A 15,886-nucleotide genomic window follows, 5' to 3' on the forward strand; every position below is an offset into this window, starting at 1 on the left:
GATGATGAAAAACCCCACCCTGTTACAATGTTTTCACTGGTACTACCCTGCTGGCGGTGAATTGTGGCGAGAGGTCACGGCGTTAGCTCCCAATCTTAACGAAATCGGCATCAACATGATCTGGCTGCCGCCCGCCTGTAAAGGGGCATCCGGCGGGTATTCTGTCGGCTATGACACCTATGACCTGTTCGATCTTGGCGAGTTTGACCAGAAAGGCAGTATCGCCACGAAATACGGCGACAAGGCGCAGCTGCTGGAGGCCATTGATGCCCTCAAAAGCAACGACATTGCCGTGCTGCTGGACGTGGTGGTCAACCACAAAATGGGCGCCGATGAAAAAGAGCCCGTGCGCGTTCAGCGCGTGAACGAACAGGACCGCACGCAAATCGATGACGAGGTCATTGAATGCGAAGCCTGGACTCGCTACACCTTCCCTGCCCGGGCCGGGCAGTACTCACAGTTTATCTGGGACTACAAATGCTTCAGCGGCGTCGACCATATTGAAAACCCCGATGAAGACGGCATCTTTAAAATCGTCAACGACTACACCGGCGAAGGCTGGAACGATCAGGTTGATGATGAGATGGGCAACTTCGATTACCTGATGGGCGAAAATATCGACTTTCGCAACCACGCCGTGACCGAGGAGATCAAATACTGGGCCCGCTGGGTCATGGAACAGACGCGCTGCGACGGTTTTCGTCTGGACGCCGTTAAGCATATTCCCGCCTGGTTTTACAAAGAGTGGATTGAGCACGTCCAGGAAGTCGCCGACCAGCCGCTGTTTATCGTGGCGGAATACTGGTCCCATGAGGTGGATAAACTTCAGGCCTATATTGACCAGGTCGAAGGCAAAACCATGCTGTTTGATGCCCCTCTGCAGATGAAATTCCACGAGGCGTCACGTCAGGGCCGGGATTACGACATGAGCCAAATCTTCACCGGCACCCTGGTAGAAGCCGATCCGTTTCATGCGGTCACCCTCGTCGCGAACCATGACACCCAGCCTCTGCAGGCGCTTGAAGCACCGGTCGAAGCCTGGTTTAAACCGCTGGCGTACGCGCTGATCCTGCTGCGGGAAAATGGCGTGCCGAGCGTCTTTTATCCGGATCTTTTCGGCGCCAGCTATGACGACGCGGGAGGAGACGGTGAAACGTACCATATTGATATGCCGGTCATTGAGCAGCTTCACGAGCTGATCCTCGCACGCCAGCGTTTTGCCCACGGCGTGCAGACGCTGTTTTTCGACCATCCAAACTGCATCGCCTTCAGCCGCAGCGGTACGGAAGACGATCCCGGCTGCGTGGTGGTGCTGTCGAACGGGGATGATGGTGAAAAAGTGATTTGTCTTGGGGAAAACTACGGCAACAAAACGTGGCGGGATTTTCTCGGCAATCGCGAAGAAACCATCACCACGGCGGCGGATGGCGAAGGGACGTTTACCTGTAATGGGGGAAGCGTCAGCGTTTGGGTGATAGAGGATGCGTTGTAGTACTGGCAAAGTGCGGCCTGATGCCCTCACCCCGTCCCTCTCCCATGGGGAGAGGGCGCAAACACCAAAAACGGCAACGAGGTTGCCGTTTTGCTTTTAACCGCAGGGTAAGCGTCAGCGCCACCCGGCAACAAACGGCTACGGTAGTTTACTCTCGAGCGGATTCTTGCTCAGGTAATCGGCACACTCAACCGTTGGGCGGTCGACCTTCTGCAGCTCCAGCCCGTCATACTCAAGCGTCGAGCCGTCGCGCTCCAGCGGATAGATATCCAGCTTACGCGTCACGTTGTAATAACTGTCTGAACGCAGCATGATTTTACCCGGCACGGCAATCACGCGCTGCCACTGACGGCAGTCCAGCGTATCGCCCTCTTCCGTCACCACCAGCGTGGCAATCGCCTTCGGGCTGACCATGTTGCTCTGCGGCCCTTTCGACTGCCAGTATCCGGCCAGATTTGCCGGGACAGGATGTTTGATCACATCTTGATAGTTATCCACCTGGACACACCCGGCAAGGATTATCAGAGCGCCTGTGACTGCTAACTTTTTCATGAAAAATCCAGGTTAATGAAAAAATTCATTTTGGCATTAAAACGCGCGCAACTCTAGTCAGAACCCTTTATGAAATAAGAATTACCTATTGCAGATGACTCATAGACTTTATGCCACACGTACGACGCGAGTCAGTTGATCATTTTGATCGCGAAGGAAATCAACTTTCGCCTCATTTTTAGGATGGTGAGCCAGATAATCATCAAACTGAATATGTTCTACTGTGTATCCCAGCTCAAGAATAAAGGTCATCAATGCCTCACGCTGTTCCTTAAACCAGGGTAAATCCCATGCTTCGAAAGAAAAGGGAGGGAAATTATTATGCTCAAGGAATCCGACGGCACCTTTTAAAACTTCCAGTTCCAGGCCTTCGACATCAATCTTCAAAAATCGCGTTTTCTGTTCAAACAGAACATCATCAAGTTTGATAATTTGAACGACATCTTTTTCTCCGCTCATCGCCGCCTCTACTCCCGTGTTTGAACGATATTGCTCAATCATGGAAAAACCACCAATGTTATACATTTTATGGTAGTCAGGTACTGGCAACTCAAGTATCCCATTTGCCGCACCAACCCCTTTGTTCAGGGCTGTTACATTATTGAGACGATTGAGGAAAATATTTCCGCAGAGCTGATAATACACAACCTTTTGTGGTTCGAAAGAATAAATATGGCCATTTTGCTCATTCAGCATGAGTGCTGTAGGTATGGTATACGCCCCCAGATTTGCCCCGAGATCGAACACTATAGGCTTATCAAAACCTCTGGTGAATTCACCTGTAATAGCAAAAAGCCAGTTTTCCCAGTTGTCCTGGGTAAAGAGGTGATTGGAAATGACATCATTGCCAAAGGTCAGAAAGCTACCTTGTGATGAGTTAACGACGTGAACTCTTGGTAACATAAGTAATCCTGTAAACTTTCTTTGTAAAAAGAAACTACGTCTGAAATCTCGGTAAGACATTTCACTGCCTAAACCTGCATCCCCATCACTTCCTGATACGCAGACACCAGCTTGTTACGCACCTGGATCCCCATTTGCAGAGAAACCGAGGCTTTTTGCAAATCGGTCATCACATCATTCAGCGCCACGCCCGGCTCACCGAGGGTGAACTTTTCGGCCTGAGTGCGCGCGGCGGTCTGGGTATCACTGATACGGTCAAGAGCGGCATGCAGTTGCCCCGCGAAGCTGATGCTCGGCTGCTGATCTGCCACATTCTGATTACGGGCCGTCATCGCCGTTGCCTGCAACTGACTGATTACCCCTTCAATGCCCTGTATAGCCATGACTCTCCCCTGGATGGTTTTTTACGCGGTCAAGACTAACAGCTTGTCAATAAGATAATGGCGGTAAATAGCATGAAAAAACCAGGTTATTTGACGCATAGAAAATCACGAATCATCAAATAATGGCAGGGCCATCAATATGGAACTTTTGTCGTGTTTGCCGACCCGGGAGTCAGTTTTGTTTCTCTACACGAATAACGTAAACCACCAGGATTTAAGAGGTGCGCAATGAGTGCAACAGCATCGACAGCGCCGCAGAATAAATCACTCGAGTGGATGAACCGCCTTCGCGCGAATCCTAAAATCCCGTTGATCGTGGCAGGCGCTGCCGCAATTGCGATCCTTGTAGCGATGGTCCTGTGGGCGAAAAGCCCTGATTACCGGACGCTCTACAGCAACCTTTCCGATCAGGATGGCGGCGCCATCGTCACCCAGCTTACCCAGATGAACATCCCTTATCGCTTTGCCGATAATGGCGGTGCGCTTGAAGTACCGGCAGATAAGGTGCACGAGCTGCGTCTGCGTCTGGCTCAGCAGGGGCTGCCGAAAGGCGGTGCGGTTGGCTTTGAGCTGCTGGATCAGGAAAAATTCGGTATCAGCCAGTTCAGCGAGCAGGTGAACTACCAGCGTGCGCTGGAAGGTGAACTGGCCCGCACCATTGAAACATTAGGCCCGGTGAAGAGTGCCCGCGTGCACCTGGCGATGCCTAAACCTTCTTTATTTGTCCGCGAACAGAAATCACCTTCGGCTTCCGTTACCGTGAACCTTGAACCCGGCCGCGCGCTGGACGAAGGGCAAATCAGCGCGGTGACGCACCTCGTCTCCAGCGCCGTGGCCGGTCTGCCGCCGGGTAACGTGACGCTGGTTGACCAGAGCGGTCACCTGCTGACGCAGTCCAATACCGCCGGTCGCGATCTGAATGACGCACAGCTGAAGTATGCCGCCGATGTCGAAAGCCGTCTCCAGCGTCGTATCGAAGCGATCCTGGGCCCGGTAGTGGGCAACAGTAACGTGCACGCGCAGGTAACCGCCCAGATCGACTTCGCGAATAAAGAACAAACTGAAGAACAGTACAGCCCGAACGGCGATCCGGCTCAGGCGGTGATGCGTTCACGCCAGATCAATTCGAACGAGCAGGTCGGCGGTGCCTACCCAGGCGGCGTGCCGGGCGCGCTGTCTAACCAGCCTGCCCCGGCTAACGCGGCACCGATCTCTACGCCGCCGGCCAATCAGCAGAACGGTCAACAAAATAATCAGCAGACCACCTCAACGACCAGTAACGCCGGTCCGCGCACCAGCAGCCGTAACGAAACCACGAACTACGAAGTGGATCGGACGATTCGCCACACTAAACTGAACGTGGGCGATATTCAGCGTCTTTCCGTTGCGGTAGTGGTGAACTACAAAACGCTGGCGGACGGCAAACCGCTGCCGTTGACCGCCGAGCAGATGAAGCAGATTGAAAACCTGACCCGTGAAGCGATGGGTTACTCCGAGAAGCGCGGCGATACCCTCAACGTGGTGAACTCACCGTTCAACTCGGTTGATGAGACCGGCGGTGAACTGCCGTTCTGGCAACAGCAGGCGTTTATCGACCAGCTGATGTCCGCAGGACGCTGGCTGCTGGTGCTGATTGTCGCGTGGCTGCTGTGGCGTAAGGGCGTTCGTCCGCAGCTCCAGCGCCGTGCTGAAGCCGAAAAAGCGGCTCGCGAGCAGATGAATGCGCGCCAGGAAACGGAAGAAGCGGTTGAAGTGCGCCTCAGCAAAGATGAACAGTTGCAGCAGCGTCGTGCTAACCAGCGCATGGGCGCTGAGGTGATGAGCCAGCGCATTCGCGAAATGTCAGATAACGATCCGCGCGTCGTAGCGCTGGTCATCCGCCAGTGGATGGGTAACGAACATGAGTAATACGCTTACGGGCACCGATAAAAGCGTCATCCTGCTGATGACCATTGGCGAAGATCGTGCGGCAGAGGTGTTTAAACACCTCTCCCAGCGAGAAGTGCAAATTCTCAGTGCGGCCATGGCCAACGTGCGTCAGATCTCCAACAAGCAGCTGACCGAAGTGCTGGCAGAGTTTGAACAGGAAGCCGAACAGTTTGCCGCGCTGAACATCAACGCCAACGACTACCTGCGCTCCGTGCTGGTCAAGGCGCTGGGCGAAGAGCGTGCCTCCAGCCTGCTGGAAGACATTCTGGAAACGCGCGATACCGCCAGCGGTATCGAAACGCTCAACTTTATGGAGCCGCAGAGTGCCGCCGACCTTATCCGCGACGAGCACCCGCAGATTATCGCCACCATCCTTGTCCACCTCAAACGCGGTCAGGCGGCAGATATTCTGGCGCTGTTCGAAGAACGCCTGCGTCACGATGTGATGCTGCGTATCGCGACCTTCGGCGGCGTCCAGCCGGCCGCGCTGGCGGAGCTGACCGAAGTGCTGAACAACCTGCTCGACGGTCAGAACCTCAAGCGCAGCAAAATGGGCGGCGTGAGAACGGCGGCGGAAATCATCAACCTGATGAAAACGCAGCAGGAAGAGGCCGTCATTACGGCGGTTCGCGAATTCGACGGCGAGCTGGCACAGAAAATCATCGACGAGATGTTCCTGTTCGAAAACCTTGTCGAAGTGGACGACCGCAGCATCCAGCGCCTGCTCCAGGAAGTGGACTCCGAGTCGCTGCTTATCGCCCTCAAAGGCGCCGAGCAGCCGCTGCGCGAGAAGTTCCTGCGCAACATGTCTCAGCGTGCGGCCGATATCCTGCGCGACGACCTTGCCAACCGCGGCCCGGTTCGTCTGTCTCAGGTGGAAAACGAACAGAAAGCCATTCTGCTTATTGTTCGTCGTTTGGCGGAAACCGGCGAGATGGTGATTGGCAGCGGAGACGACACCTATGTCTAATGAGCTGCCCTGGAAGCGCTGGACGCCGGACGATCTGGCGCCTCCCCTCTCCGAGTTCACGCCGGCCGTCATCGCAACCGAAGAGCTTGACCCGGACGTCGAGCAGCCCGAGCTGACCGAAGAGGAGCAGCAGGCCCAGATGCTGGCGCAGCTGCAAATGCAGGCGCACGAGCAGGGCTATAACGCCGGTCTGAACGAAGGCCGTCAGAAAGGCCACGAGCAGGGGTATCAGGAAGGTCTGGCGAAAGGGTTAGAGCACGGTATCGATCAGGCGCGCCAGCAGCAGGCGCCGATCCATGCCCGCATGCAGCAGCTGGTCAGCGAGTTTCAGCACACCCTGGACGCGCTGGACAGCGTGATTGCCTCGCGACTGATGCAGATGGCGCTGGAAGCCGCGCGTCAGGTCATCGGCCAGACGCCCGTGGTGGATAACACCGCGCTTATCAAACAAATTCAGGGTCTGCTTCAGCAGGAGCCGCTGTTCAGCGGGAAACCTCAGCTGCGCGTCCATCCGGACGACCTGCAGCGCGTTGAAGAAAGCCTGGGCGCGACGCTTAACCTGCACGGCTGGCGCCTGCGCGGCGACCCATCGCTACATCACGGCGGCTGCAAAGTCTCTGCCGATGAAGGCGATCTGGATGCCAGCGTCGCCACCCGCTGGCAGGAGCTGTGCCGCCTGGCGGCACCGGGAGTCGTCTGATGACTGCGCGCCTCACCCGCTGGCTCACCACGCTCGACAACTTTGAGACGAAGATGGCGCTACTGCCATCCGTTCGTCGTTATGGGCGACTGACGCGCGCCACCGGCCTGGTTCTCGAAGCCACCGGCCTGCAGCTTCCGCTGGGCGCGACCTGCGTCATTGAGCGTCAGGATGGTCTGGAAACGCGTGAAGTTGAAAGCGAAGTGGTCGGGTTTAACGGCCAGCGCCTGTTCCTGATGCCGCTTGAAGAGGTGGAAGGCATTCTGCCCGGCGCGCGCGTGTATGCCAAAAATATTTCTGGCGACGGGCTGCAAAGCGGGAAACAGCTGCCGCTTGGCCCTGCCCTGCTGGGCCGCGTGCTGGACGGCAGCGGGAAACCGCTCGACGGACTGCCCTCCCCGGACACCACCGAAACCGGCGCGCTGATCACCCAGCCGTTCAACCCCCTGCAGCGTACCCCTATCGAGCATGTGCTGGACACCGGCGTGCGCCCGATTAACGCCCTGCTGACCGTGGGACGTGGACAGCGTATGGGCCTGTTCGCCGGCTCAGGCGTAGGCAAATCCGTCCTGCTCGGCATGATGGCGCGCTATACCCAGGCCGACGTGATCGTCGTGGGGCTGATCGGCGAACGTGGTCGTGAAGTAAAAGACTTTATTGAAAACATTCTGGGTGCGGAAGGCCGCGCCCGCTCGGTGGTCATCGCCGCACCGGCAGACGTGTCGCCGCTGCTGCGCATGCAGGGTGCCGCGTATGCTACCCGTATCGCCGAAGATTTTCGAGACCGCGGCAAGCACGTGCTGCTGATCATGGATTCCCTGACCCGTTACGCGATGGCGCAGCGTGAAATCGCGCTGGCCATCGGTGAGCCACCGGCGACCAAAGGCTACCCGCCTTCGGTCTTCGCCAAACTCCCTGCGCTGGTGGAACGCGCGGGGAACGGCATCAGCGGCGGCGGCTCCATCACCGCGTTCTATACGGTACTGACGGAAGGCGATGACCAGCAGGACCCGATTGCCGACTCCGCGCGCGCGATCCTTGACGGTCATATTGTGCTGTCGCGTCGTCTGGCCGAAGCCGGACACTATCCGGCCATCGATATTGAAGCCTCTATCAGCCGCGCAATGACGGCGCTGATAACCGAGAAGCACTACGCCCGCGTGCGTAACTTCAAACAACTGCTTTCCAGCTTCCAGCGCAACCGCGATCTGGTCAGCGTGGGGGCGTATGCCAAAGGCAGCGACCCGATGCTCGACAAGGCGATTAGCCTGTGGCCACAGCTGGAGGCATTTTTGCAACAAGGCATTTTTGAACGCGCCGACTGGGAAGATTCAATTCAGGCACTGGAGCTGATTTTCCCGCAGGTGTAACACAGGTGGAGGGCGAAGGTCATGGCGCAAAACAGCGCGTTATCAACGCTGAAAGATCTGGCTGAAAAAGAAGTTGATGATGCCGCATTGCAGCTAGGCGCAATGCGACGCGGGTGCCAGCAGGCTGAAGAACAGTTGAAGATGTTGATCGACTATCAGCATGAATATCGCACCAACCTCAATACCGATATGACACAGGGCATTGGCAGCCAGCGCTGGATTAACTATCAGCAATTTATCCAGACGCTGGAGAAGGCGATAGATCAGCATCGCCAGCAGCTTAACCAGTGGACCCAGAAAGTCGATACCGCGCTCAATTTCTGGCGCGAGAAGAAGCAGCGGCTGCAGGCCTGGCAGACTTTACAGGACCGACAGATCGCGGCAACGACCCTGGCGGAAAACCGTCTGGATCAGAAGAAAATGGATGAGTTTGCCCAGCGCGCATCAATGAGGAAACCGGAATGATCACACTGCAACAACTGCTGATGAGCGACAGCGACCTGTCAGGCGGCACGCAAACGGGGAAAGGCGCCGACGGTGCACAGGATTTTCTTTCTCTGCTGGCGGGCGCCCTCTCGGACGCAACGGGCAAGGGCAAAGATGCGCCGCTGACCCTGGCCGATCTGAAAGCCGCCGGCAGTAAGCTGTCGAAAGTGGCTCAGGACGCCAAAGGGGATACCACCCTGCAGGCAAAAATTGCCGACCTGCTCTCGCGCCAGCCCGCGCTGAAAGGCGATGAAACGTCGCCGATCGCGTCGCTTGATACGCTGGTTTCCGGGCTGGTGCCGCTGTCTAAGGGCGACGCGCTGAAGACGCTCAATGCGGCAAACGGCAAAGATGACGGTAAGAGCGACCTGAGCGAAGAAGAGCTGGCCGGATTAAGCGCGCTGATGGCGATGCTGCCGCACCAGCAGCAAACTACCGCCTCTCGCGTGGCAGGCAACGAGAGCGTATCCGCCACCTCAACGCTGAATTCCGCGACGCTTTCGCAAAACGGCGCGGGCCAACCGTCCCTGAACGCGCCTCCGGGTAGCCATGATAAAGCGCAGAGTTCTACGCCTTATCAGAGCCAGGTGAAAAATAACGAGCCGGCCCTGCAGGGCAACGCGCCTGCTACACCGGCCGTGGCCGCGGCGGCAGAGAAGCAGGAGCTCGCCAGTTCGTCCTCTTCATCATCACCAACGGCTACCCTGGCACCGATTATGTCCAGCCATGTGACCAGTCAGACGGCCGCCACCGTTGCCATCGCGCCGGTGTTAAGCCAGCCTCTGGGGACCCACGAATGGCAGCAGTCCCTGAGCCAGCATATCACCCTGTTCACCAAACAGGGCCAGCAGACGGCAGAGCTGCGCCTGCACCCGGAAGATCTGGGTCAGGTGCAAATTTCGCTTAAGCTGGATGACAATCAGGCCCAGCTGCAGATGGTCTCTGCACACAGCCACGTTCGTGCGGCGCTGGAAGCCGCGCTGCCGGTACTGCGGACCTCACTGGCGGAAAACGGCATTCAGCTTGCGCAGAGCAGCGTCAGCAGCGAGAGCTTCGCCGGGCAGCAGCAGTCCTCATCCCAGCAGCAGCACCAGGCTTCGCGTTCCGGCAACACCGGCGGTTTTAATGAAGAGAGCGATGAGTTACTGCCTGTTCCTGCCGCCCTGCAGTCCGCAGCGCGCGGTAACAGTGCCGTAGACATCTTCGCCTAAACGCCAGAGGTAGCGTGATTATCCCCGTCTTTTCCACGCTTTGACGACAGCAGGACACGGGATAATCACCTTATTAAGCTGTACCGAAACAGGAAGCTCGTATCAGATGACTGACTCCGCTATCACCAAAAAAAGTAAGCGTTCCATCTGGATCCCGCTGCTGGTGTTGATCACGCTCGCCGCCTGCGCTACCGCGGGCTATAGTTACTGGCGTATGCAGCAGGAACCGACCACCGCTGCAGCCAAAGCTGAAGCACCTCCTCCGCCGGCTCCAGTGTTCTTCCCGCTGGATACCTTCACCGTCAATCTGGGTGATGCGGATCGCGTGCTTTACGTTGGCATTACGCTGCGCCTGAAAGATGAAGCCACCCGTTCACGTCTGAACGATTACCTTCCTGAAGTGCGCAGCCGCCTTCTGCTGCTGTTCTCTCGTCAGGACGCTTCGGCGCTGGCTACCGATGTGGGTAAGCAAAAGCTGGTCGACGCCATTAAACAAACGCTGGCGACCCCGCTGGTAAACGGCCAACCTAAGCAGGAAGTCACTGACGTTCTGTATACAGCATTCATTCTGCGGTAACGACATGGGCGACAGTATTCTTTCTCAGGCAGAAATCGATGCGCTGCTCAACGGCGACAGCGATAACAATGATGATCCGCAACCGGGTATTGGCGGCGATAGCGATATTCGTCCCTATGACCCGAATACCCAGCGTCGCGTGGTACGTGAACGTCTGCAGGCGCTGGAGATCATTAACGAACGTTTTGCACGTCAGTTCCGTATGGGGCTGTTTAACCTGCTGCGTCGTAGCCCGGATATTACGGTCGGTGCGATCCGCATTCAGCCGTATCATGAGTTTGCCCGCAACCTGCCGGTGCCGACCAACCTTAACCTGATTCATCTGAAGCCGCTGCGCGGCACCGGCCTGGTGGTGTTTTCGCCAAGCCTGGTGTTCATCGCGGTGGATAACCTGTTCGGCGGCGACGGGCGTTTCCCGACCAAAGTAGAAGGTCGTGAATTCACCCACACCGAACAGCGCGTCATTAACCGCATGCTGAAGCTGGCGCTGGAATCTTACAGCGACGCGTGGAAAGCGATTAACCCGCTGGAAGTGGAGTACGTCCGTTCTGAGATGCAGGTGAAATTTACCAATATCACCACCTCCCCGAACGATATCGTCGTTAACACGCCGTTCCACGTGGAGATCGGTAACCTGACCGGCGAGTTCAACATCTGCCTGCCGTTCAGCATGATCGAACCGCTGCGCGAGCTGCTGGTGAACCCGCCGCTGGAGAACTCCCGCAACGAAGACCAGAACTGGCGTGAAAACCTGGTCCGCCAGGTCCAGCATTCGCAGCTTGAGCTGGTAGCGAGCTTCGCCGATATCCCGCTGCGGTTATCTCAGATCCTGAAATTACAACCCGGTGATGTTTTGCCGATAGAAAAACCCGACCGCATTATTGCCCATGTGGATGGTGTCCCCGTGCTGACAAGCCAGTACGGCACGATTAACGGTCAGTATGCGTTACGCGTTGAGCACTTGATCAACCCGATTTTGAATTCGCTGAATGAGGAACAGCCCAAATGAGTGACATGAACAATCCGTCCGATGAGAACAGCGGAGCACTGGACGATCTGTGGGCTGACGCGTTAAACGAGCAAAAAGCACCCCCGGCCAAAAGTGCAGCGGATGCCGTATTCCAGCAGCTCGGCGGCGGTGACGTCAGCGGCACGCTGCAGGATATCGACCTGATTATGGATATCCCGGTTAAGCTGACCGTTGAGCTGGGACGCACCCGCATGACCATCAAAGAACTGCTGCGCCTGACGCAGGGTTCCGTGGTGGCTCTTGACGGTCTGGCCGGCGAGCCGCTGGATATTCTGATCAACGGTTATCTGATTGCCCAGGGTGAAGTGGTGGTGGTTGCCGATAAATACGGCGTACGCATCACCGATATCATCACCCCGTCTGAACGTATGCGTCGTCTGAGCCGTTAAGCATGAAAACCCAGGCAACAATATCACAGCCTTCTGCCGTTCCCGGCTCGCCTCTGCTCCAGGTGAGCGGGGCATTGTTCGGTATTATTGCCTTTATTCTTATCGCCGCATGGCTGGCTAAGCGCTTTGGACTGGCGGGTAAAACCGCCGGTGCCCGCGGCCTGAAGGTCAGCGCCAGCACCACGCTGGGTCCACGCGAGCGCGTGGTCATCGTAGAGGTGGATGACGCGCGCCTGGTCCTGGGCGTCACGGCCTCAAACATCAGCGTATTACACAAGCTGCCGCCCGCCCCTGTTGTGGTGGACGAGCGCGCAGACGCCCCTGCGGATTTTCAGTCCGTCATGAAGAGTTTGCTTAAGCGTTCCGGGAGATCCTGATGCGCCGTTTGTTATCCCTGACGCTTGCGGGCGTTGGCCTGTTTGCTCCCGCGGTTTATGCACAGCTGCCCGGTCTGGTCTCCACCCCTCTCGCGGGCGGCGGACAAAGCTGGTCGCTTCCGGTGCAGACGCTGGTGTTCATCACCTCGCTGACGTTTATTCCGGCCATCCTGCTGATGATGACCAGCTTCACCCGCATCATCATCGTCTTTGGTCTGCTGCGAAACGCGCTTGGAACTCCTTCCGCACCGCCAAACCAGGTTCTGCTTGGGCTGGCGCTGTTTTTGACCTTTTTCATTATGTCGCCGGTTATCGACAAGATTTATACCGACGCCTATCAGCCGTTCAGCGAAGACAAAATCTCCATGCAGGAGGCGCTGGATAAAGGCGCTCAGCCGCTGCGAGAGTTTATGCTGCGCCAGACGCGCGAAGCCGACCTGGCCCTCTTTGCCCGCCTGTCCAACACCGGCGAGCTGCAGGGACCGGAAGCGGTGCCAATGCGTATTCTTCTGCCTGCCTATGTCACCAGCGAGCTGAAAACCGCGTTCCAGATCGGCTTTACCATCTTTATTCCGTTCCTGATTATCGACCTGGTGATCGCCAGCGTCCTGATGGCGCTCGGGATGATGATGGTGCCGCCCGCGACCATTGCCCTGCCCTTTAAGATCATGCTCTTTGTACTGGTCGACGGCTGGCAGCTGCTGGTCAGTTCGCTGGCGCAGAGTTTCTACAGTTAAGGAACGGCAATGACACCCGAATCGGTCATGATGATGGGCACGGAAGCGATGAAAATCGCGATTGCCGTTGCCGCGCCCCTGCTGCTTGTTGCGCTGGTTACCGGTCTGATTATCAGTATCCTGCAGGCCGCCACGCAGATTAACGAAATGACGCTGTCGTTCATCCCGAAAATCATCGCCGTGTTCGTGGCGATTATCGTGGCCGGGCCGTGGATGCTGAACCTGTTGCTGGACTATATGCGCAACCTGTTTACCAATCTGCCGTACATTATCGGCTGACCTGACGATGCTGCACTTCACCAGCGACCAGTGGGTTCAGTGGCTCGGCGTCTATTTCTGGCCGATGCTGCGCATCATGGCGCTGATATCCACCGCCCCGATTCTCAGTGAGAAATCGATACCCAAGCGCGTCAAGGTGGGGCTGGGCATTATCATCTCCATTATCGTCGCACCCTCTCTTCCCCCCGTGGATATTCCGATCTTCTCGGCGAACGCGGTGTGGGTGGCCCTGCAGCAGGTGATGATTGGCGTCGCCGTCGGCTTTACCATGCAGCTCGCCTTTGCCGCGGTGCGTACCGCTGGGGAACTGATCGGCCTGCAGATGGGGCTATCGTTCGCCACGTTTGTCGATCCCGGCAGTCATCTCAACATGCCCGTGCTGGCGCGCATTATCGATCTGCTCGCCATGCTGCTGTTCCTGTCGTTCAACGGCCATCTGTGGCTTATCTCCATGCTGGTAGATACGTTCCATACGCTACCGATTGGCGAAAATCCGGTGAACAGCAACGCTTTTCTCGCGCTTACTCGCGCTGCGGGGCTGATTTTCCTCAACGGGCTGATGCTGGCGCTGCCGATCATCACCCTGCTGCTGACCGTCAACCTGGCGTTAGGTTTACTCAACCGAATGGCGCCGCAGCTTTCAGTGTTTGTCATTGGTTTTCCGCTGACGCTGACGGTTGGGATTTTATTAATGTCATTACTGATGCCACTTATCGCTCCCTTCTGTGAACATTTATTCGGCGAGATATTCAACCTGTTAGCGGATATTGTCAGCGAGCTGCCACGCAAATAATAGCCCTCACTGTTGCTATTGTCTTTCTGAGGATATTCCTAAAATAAAACACGTAAAACATCTTCCAGGATATATCTGACGCGGTTTAATTGTTTCTAACCATCTCACAATACTTAATATTTACTTTACTTTAAGAAGATTCCTGGCAAATTATACGTAACTTTACGGGATAGTGAGTCCGCCTGAAAGTCTTTGTCATGCTCACAGGTTTATTATTTTTTTCCATCCCGTATGGCTGTTTTGAGCTCTCAGGCAGATGGTGAATTATCGTTACGCATTGAGTGAGGGTATGCCATGTCAACGATCATTATGGATTTATGCAGCTACACCCGGCTAGGGTTAACCGGGTACCTGGCAAGCAGAGGGGTAAGAAAGAGAGACATCAACGATGCACACACCGTTGACGAACTCGCAGCCGCTTGTGACGAACTAAAACCAGGCGTGGTGTTTATTAATGAGGACTGTTTCATTCACGATCCAGCCAACAGTCAGCACATTAAGCAAATCATTAATCAGCATCCAAAAACCCTGTTTATTGTTTTTATGGCGATCGCGAATATCCATTTCGATGAGTATTTGTTGGTCCGTAAAAATTTATTGATCAGTTCTAAATCGATTAAACCTGAGTCGCTGGATGACATTCTGGGTGATTATTTGAATAAAGAAGTTAAAAATGTAGGAGCGGTTAACTTACCCACCCTATCATTAAGCAGGACTGAATCAAGTATGCTGCGAATGTGGATGGCGGGACAAGGAACTATTCAGATCTCTGACCAGATGAATATTAAAGCGAAAACCGTTTCGTCACACAAAGGAAATATTAAAAGGAAAATTAAAACGCATAATAAGCAAGTGATCTACCACGTGGTACGCCTGACCGATAATGTGACGAACGGGATTTTCGTCAACATGCGTTAGTCGCTTAAGACCTGTGCACCCTACCTTTGATCTCTGGCCTGGCCAGAGATTTTTGCTTCTGGAGAGGTTGTCGGGCACGCGATGTGCTACCCGACGCCGTGCTACTCCGCCTTCTCGACAAAAATACCGTCCGGATGCCCCAGTTCGTTAAAAAACCAGATGCCGAGCGGGTAGTCTTCAAGCGATACCAGGTACATTGTGCCTTCGCTAAACTCTTCAATTGCCAGCACTACACCCGGGCGGCGCGGCCCACCGTCCGTTTTAACGGTTACCCGATCGTTGACCTTCATACATTCCTCCTCTGGTTTTGAGCCAGTGTAGAACAAAACGCAAAAACGCACATCGCCGCCCGATGTGATTGGCGTTTTTATGCACAGTCTATACTTAACGTTGGACACGGTTGAATGAGGAACCCCGTAATGAAGACCGATAAAGAGTACAGCGACACCATCAAGCGCGAAGTCGAGGTGGATGTCGATGCCCTGCTGGCCGCCATCAATGAGATCAGTGAGTCAGAAGTCCGCCGGTCGGACGACAATTCGGACCGCGTCATTGTCAACGGAAGGGATTATCACACCTATCGCGAGCTGGCGGAGGCCTTCGAGCTTGATATTCACGACTTTAGCGTGTCTGAAGCCAATCGGTAGGGCGAAAAAAATCCCGGTCATGGGGATGACCGGGATCAAAACTTGCTTATGCAAGAAGCACTTGAAAATTCGTTACACCAGGAAATCTGATGTACATGCCACACTATCCCCAACGAATTTGGCTGACAAGCATATATTCTTAC

The 15,886-nt window shown here is 55.7% G+C and carries 19 protein-coding genes and 1 pseudogene; 16 read left to right on the forward strand and 4 right to left on the reverse strand.

From position 1 onward, the window contains the following. Positions 1-4: 4 nt before the first annotated feature. Positions 5-1,492, forward strand: coding sequence for an alpha-amylase (gene amyA / locus ACOTZC_RS14010; protein ID WP_045356878.1), 1,488 nt, complete (start codon positions 5-7; stop codon positions 1,490-1,492). Between the two features lie 138 nt (positions 1,493-1,630). Here amyA and yedD read toward each other — a convergent pair whose 3' ends face one another. The 3 genes from yedD to fliE form a co-directional block, all read right to left on the reverse strand. Further along, the gene (gene yedD / locus ACOTZC_RS14015; protein WP_045403214.1) at positions 1,631-2,044 is read right to left on the reverse strand and encodes a lipoprotein YedD; all 414 of its coding nucleotides are present in this window, start codon (positions 2,042-2,044) and stop codon (positions 1,631-1,633) included. Positions 2,045-2,152: 108 nt separating this feature from the next. Next, positions 2,153-2,947: an FkbM family methyltransferase gene (locus ACOTZC_RS14020; protein ID WP_421635826.1), complete on the reverse strand. Its 795-nt coding sequence runs from the start codon at positions 2,945-2,947 to the stop codon at positions 2,153-2,155. A 68-nt stretch (positions 2,948-3,015) separates the two neighbouring features. Next, positions 3,016-3,330, reverse strand: a complete 315-nt coding sequence (fliE, locus tag ACOTZC_RS14025) for a flagellar hook-basal body complex protein FliE (RefSeq protein WP_008500329.1) — start codon at positions 3,328-3,330, stop codon at positions 3,016-3,018. Positions 3,331-3,558: 228 nt separating this feature from the next. Between fliE and fliF the strand changes: the two genes are divergently transcribed. The 14 genes and pseudogenes from fliF to rcsA all read left to right on the forward strand — a co-directional run bounded on the left by fliF (position 3,559) and on the right by rcsA (position 15,096). Beyond that, positions 3,559-5,238, forward strand: a complete 1,680-nt coding sequence (fliF, locus tag ACOTZC_RS14030) for a flagellar basal-body MS-ring/collar protein FliF (protein ID WP_047741656.1) — start codon at positions 3,559-3,561, stop codon at positions 5,236-5,238. Next, complete coding sequence (gene fliG / locus ACOTZC_RS14035) at positions 5,231-6,229, forward strand: flagellar motor switch protein FliG (protein ID WP_023312301.1); 999 nt, start codon at positions 5,231-5,233, stop codon at positions 6,227-6,229. Before fliF ends, fliG begins: the two co-directional genes overlap by 8 nt. Further along, positions 6,222-6,929 (forward strand): flagellar assembly protein FliH, encoded by a 708-nt coding sequence (gene fliH / locus ACOTZC_RS14040; protein WP_023312302.1) that lies wholly within the window; start codon positions 6,222-6,224, stop codon positions 6,927-6,929. Before fliG ends, fliH begins: the two co-directional genes overlap by 8 nt. Then, positions 6,929-8,299, forward strand: a complete 1,371-nt coding sequence (gene fliI / locus ACOTZC_RS14045) for a flagellar protein export ATPase FliI (protein WP_023312303.1) — start codon at positions 6,929-6,931, stop codon at positions 8,297-8,299. The genes fliH and fliI overlap by 1 nt, the downstream gene beginning before the upstream one ends. Positions 8,300-8,320: 21 nt before the next feature. Then, the gene (fliJ, locus tag ACOTZC_RS14050; RefSeq protein ID WP_023312304.1) at positions 8,321-8,764 is read left to right on the forward strand and encodes a flagellar export protein FliJ; all 444 of its coding nucleotides are present in this window, start codon (positions 8,321-8,323) and stop codon (positions 8,762-8,764) included. Next, complete coding sequence (fliK, locus tag ACOTZC_RS14055) at positions 8,761-9,996, forward strand: flagellar hook length control protein FliK (protein ID WP_322408104.1); 1,236 nt, start codon at positions 8,761-8,763, stop codon at positions 9,994-9,996. Before fliJ ends, fliK begins: the two co-directional genes overlap by 4 nt. Before the next feature lie 106 nt (positions 9,997-10,102). Continuing rightward, positions 10,103-10,573 (forward strand): flagellar basal body-associated protein FliL, encoded by a 471-nt coding sequence (fliL, locus tag ACOTZC_RS14060; protein WP_023312306.1) that lies wholly within the window; start codon positions 10,103-10,105, stop codon positions 10,571-10,573. A 4-nt stretch (positions 10,574-10,577) separates the two neighbouring features. Then, a complete protein-coding gene (gene fliM, locus ACOTZC_RS14065; RefSeq protein ID WP_023312307.1) occupies positions 10,578-11,582 on the forward strand; it encodes a flagellar motor switch protein FliM in 1,005 nt (334 codons plus the stop codon). Continuing rightward, positions 11,579-11,992, forward strand: a complete 414-nt coding sequence (gene fliN, locus ACOTZC_RS14070) for a flagellar motor switch protein FliN (protein WP_023312308.1) — start codon at positions 11,579-11,581, stop codon at positions 11,990-11,992. Before fliM ends, fliN begins: the two co-directional genes overlap by 4 nt. A gap of 2 nt (positions 11,993-11,994) precedes the next feature. Continuing rightward, on the forward strand, positions 11,995-12,369 hold the full coding sequence (gene fliO, locus ACOTZC_RS14075) for a flagellar biosynthetic protein FliO (RefSeq protein WP_023312309.1): 375 nt from the start codon (positions 11,995-11,997) through the stop codon (positions 12,367-12,369). Continuing rightward, positions 12,369-13,106 carry a flagellar type III secretion system pore protein FliP gene (gene fliP, locus ACOTZC_RS14080; RefSeq protein WP_008500316.1) on the forward strand — a complete coding sequence of 246 codons (738 nt, stop codon included), beginning with the start codon at positions 12,369-12,371 and terminating at the stop codon, positions 13,104-13,106. Before fliO ends, fliP begins: the two co-directional genes overlap by 1 nt. 9 nt (positions 13,107-13,115) lie before the next feature. Continuing rightward, entirely contained in the window at positions 13,116-13,385 is a 270-nt protein-coding gene (gene fliQ, locus ACOTZC_RS14085; protein ID WP_008500315.1) for a flagellar biosynthesis protein FliQ, read from the forward strand. 7 nt (positions 13,386-13,392) lie between these two features. Beyond that, positions 13,393-14,185 (forward strand): annotated as a pseudogene (fliR, locus tag ACOTZC_RS14090) (flagellar biosynthetic protein FliR); the annotation flags it as partial. Between the two features lie 287 nt (positions 14,186-14,472). Continuing rightward, on the forward strand, positions 14,473-15,096 hold the full coding sequence (rcsA, locus tag ACOTZC_RS14095; protein ID WP_008500313.1) for a transcriptional regulator RcsA: 624 nt from the start codon (positions 14,473-14,475) through the stop codon (positions 15,094-15,096). Positions 15,097-15,197: 101 nt separating this feature from the next. Here rcsA and dsrB read toward each other — a convergent pair whose 3' ends face one another. After that, entirely contained in the window at positions 15,198-15,386 is a 189-nt protein-coding gene (dsrB, locus tag ACOTZC_RS14100) for a protein DsrB (RefSeq protein WP_013097741.1), read from the reverse strand. Between the two features lie 129 nt (positions 15,387-15,515). Between dsrB and yodD the strand changes: the two genes are divergently transcribed. Further along, positions 15,516-15,743, forward strand: a complete 228-nt coding sequence (gene yodD, locus ACOTZC_RS14105; protein ID WP_008500310.1) for a YodD family peroxide/acid resistance protein — start codon at positions 15,516-15,518, stop codon at positions 15,741-15,743. The last annotated feature ends 143 nt before the right edge of the window (positions 15,744-15,886 follow it).

Origin of the sequence: Enterobacter cloacae complex sp. SHL009, assembly GCF_049237205.1 — a bacterium.
In the GTDB taxonomy this organism is placed as follows: Bacteria; Pseudomonadota; Gammaproteobacteria; order Enterobacterales; family Enterobacteriaceae; genus Enterobacter; species Enterobacter cloacae_M.

Bases quoted from the DNA above. Each gene is read 5' to 3' on its own strand.
- amyA (WP_045356878.1), top strand. From the start codon at position 5: ATGAAAAACCCCACCCTGTTACAATGTTTTCACTGGTACTACCCTGCT.
- yedD (WP_045403214.1), bottom strand. From the start codon at position 2,044: ATGAAAAAGTTAGCAGTCACAGGCGCTCTGATAATCCTTGCCGGGTGT.
- ACOTZC_RS14020 (WP_421635826.1), bottom strand. From the start codon at position 2,947: ATGTTACCAAGAGTTCACGTCGTTAACTCATCACAAGGTAGCTTTCTG.
- fliE (WP_008500329.1), bottom strand. From the start codon at position 3,330: ATGGCTATACAGGGCATTGAAGGGGTAATCAGTCAGTTGCAGGCAACG.
- fliF (WP_047741656.1), top strand. From the start codon at position 3,559: ATGAGTGCAACAGCATCGACAGCGCCGCAGAATAAATCACTCGAGTGG.
- fliG (WP_023312301.1), top strand. From the start codon at position 5,231: ATGAGTAATACGCTTACGGGCACCGATAAAAGCGTCATCCTGCTGATG.
- fliH (WP_023312302.1), top strand. From the start codon at position 6,222: ATGTCTAATGAGCTGCCCTGGAAGCGCTGGACGCCGGACGATCTGGCG.
- fliI (WP_023312303.1), top strand. From the start codon at position 6,929: ATGACTGCGCGCCTCACCCGCTGGCTCACCACGCTCGACAACTTTGAG.
- fliJ (WP_023312304.1), top strand. From the start codon at position 8,321: ATGGCGCAAAACAGCGCGTTATCAACGCTGAAAGATCTGGCTGAAAAA.
- fliK (WP_322408104.1), top strand. From the start codon at position 8,761: ATGATCACACTGCAACAACTGCTGATGAGCGACAGCGACCTGTCAGGC.
- fliL (WP_023312306.1), top strand. From the start codon at position 10,103: ATGACTGACTCCGCTATCACCAAAAAAAGTAAGCGTTCCATCTGGATC.
- fliM (WP_023312307.1), top strand. From the start codon at position 10,578: ATGGGCGACAGTATTCTTTCTCAGGCAGAAATCGATGCGCTGCTCAAC.
- fliN (WP_023312308.1), top strand. From the start codon at position 11,579: ATGAGTGACATGAACAATCCGTCCGATGAGAACAGCGGAGCACTGGAC.
- fliO (WP_023312309.1), top strand. From the start codon at position 11,995: ATGAAAACCCAGGCAACAATATCACAGCCTTCTGCCGTTCCCGGCTCG.
- fliP (WP_008500316.1), top strand. From the start codon at position 12,369: ATGCGCCGTTTGTTATCCCTGACGCTTGCGGGCGTTGGCCTGTTTGCT.
- fliQ (WP_008500315.1), top strand. From the start codon at position 13,116: ATGACACCCGAATCGGTCATGATGATGGGCACGGAAGCGATGAAAATC.
- rcsA (WP_008500313.1), top strand. From the start codon at position 14,473: ATGTCAACGATCATTATGGATTTATGCAGCTACACCCGGCTAGGGTTA.
- dsrB (WP_013097741.1), bottom strand. From the start codon at position 15,386: ATGAAGGTCAACGATCGGGTAACCGTTAAAACGGACGGTGGGCCGCGC.
- yodD (WP_008500310.1), top strand. From the start codon at position 15,516: ATGAAGACCGATAAAGAGTACAGCGACACCATCAAGCGCGAAGTCGAG.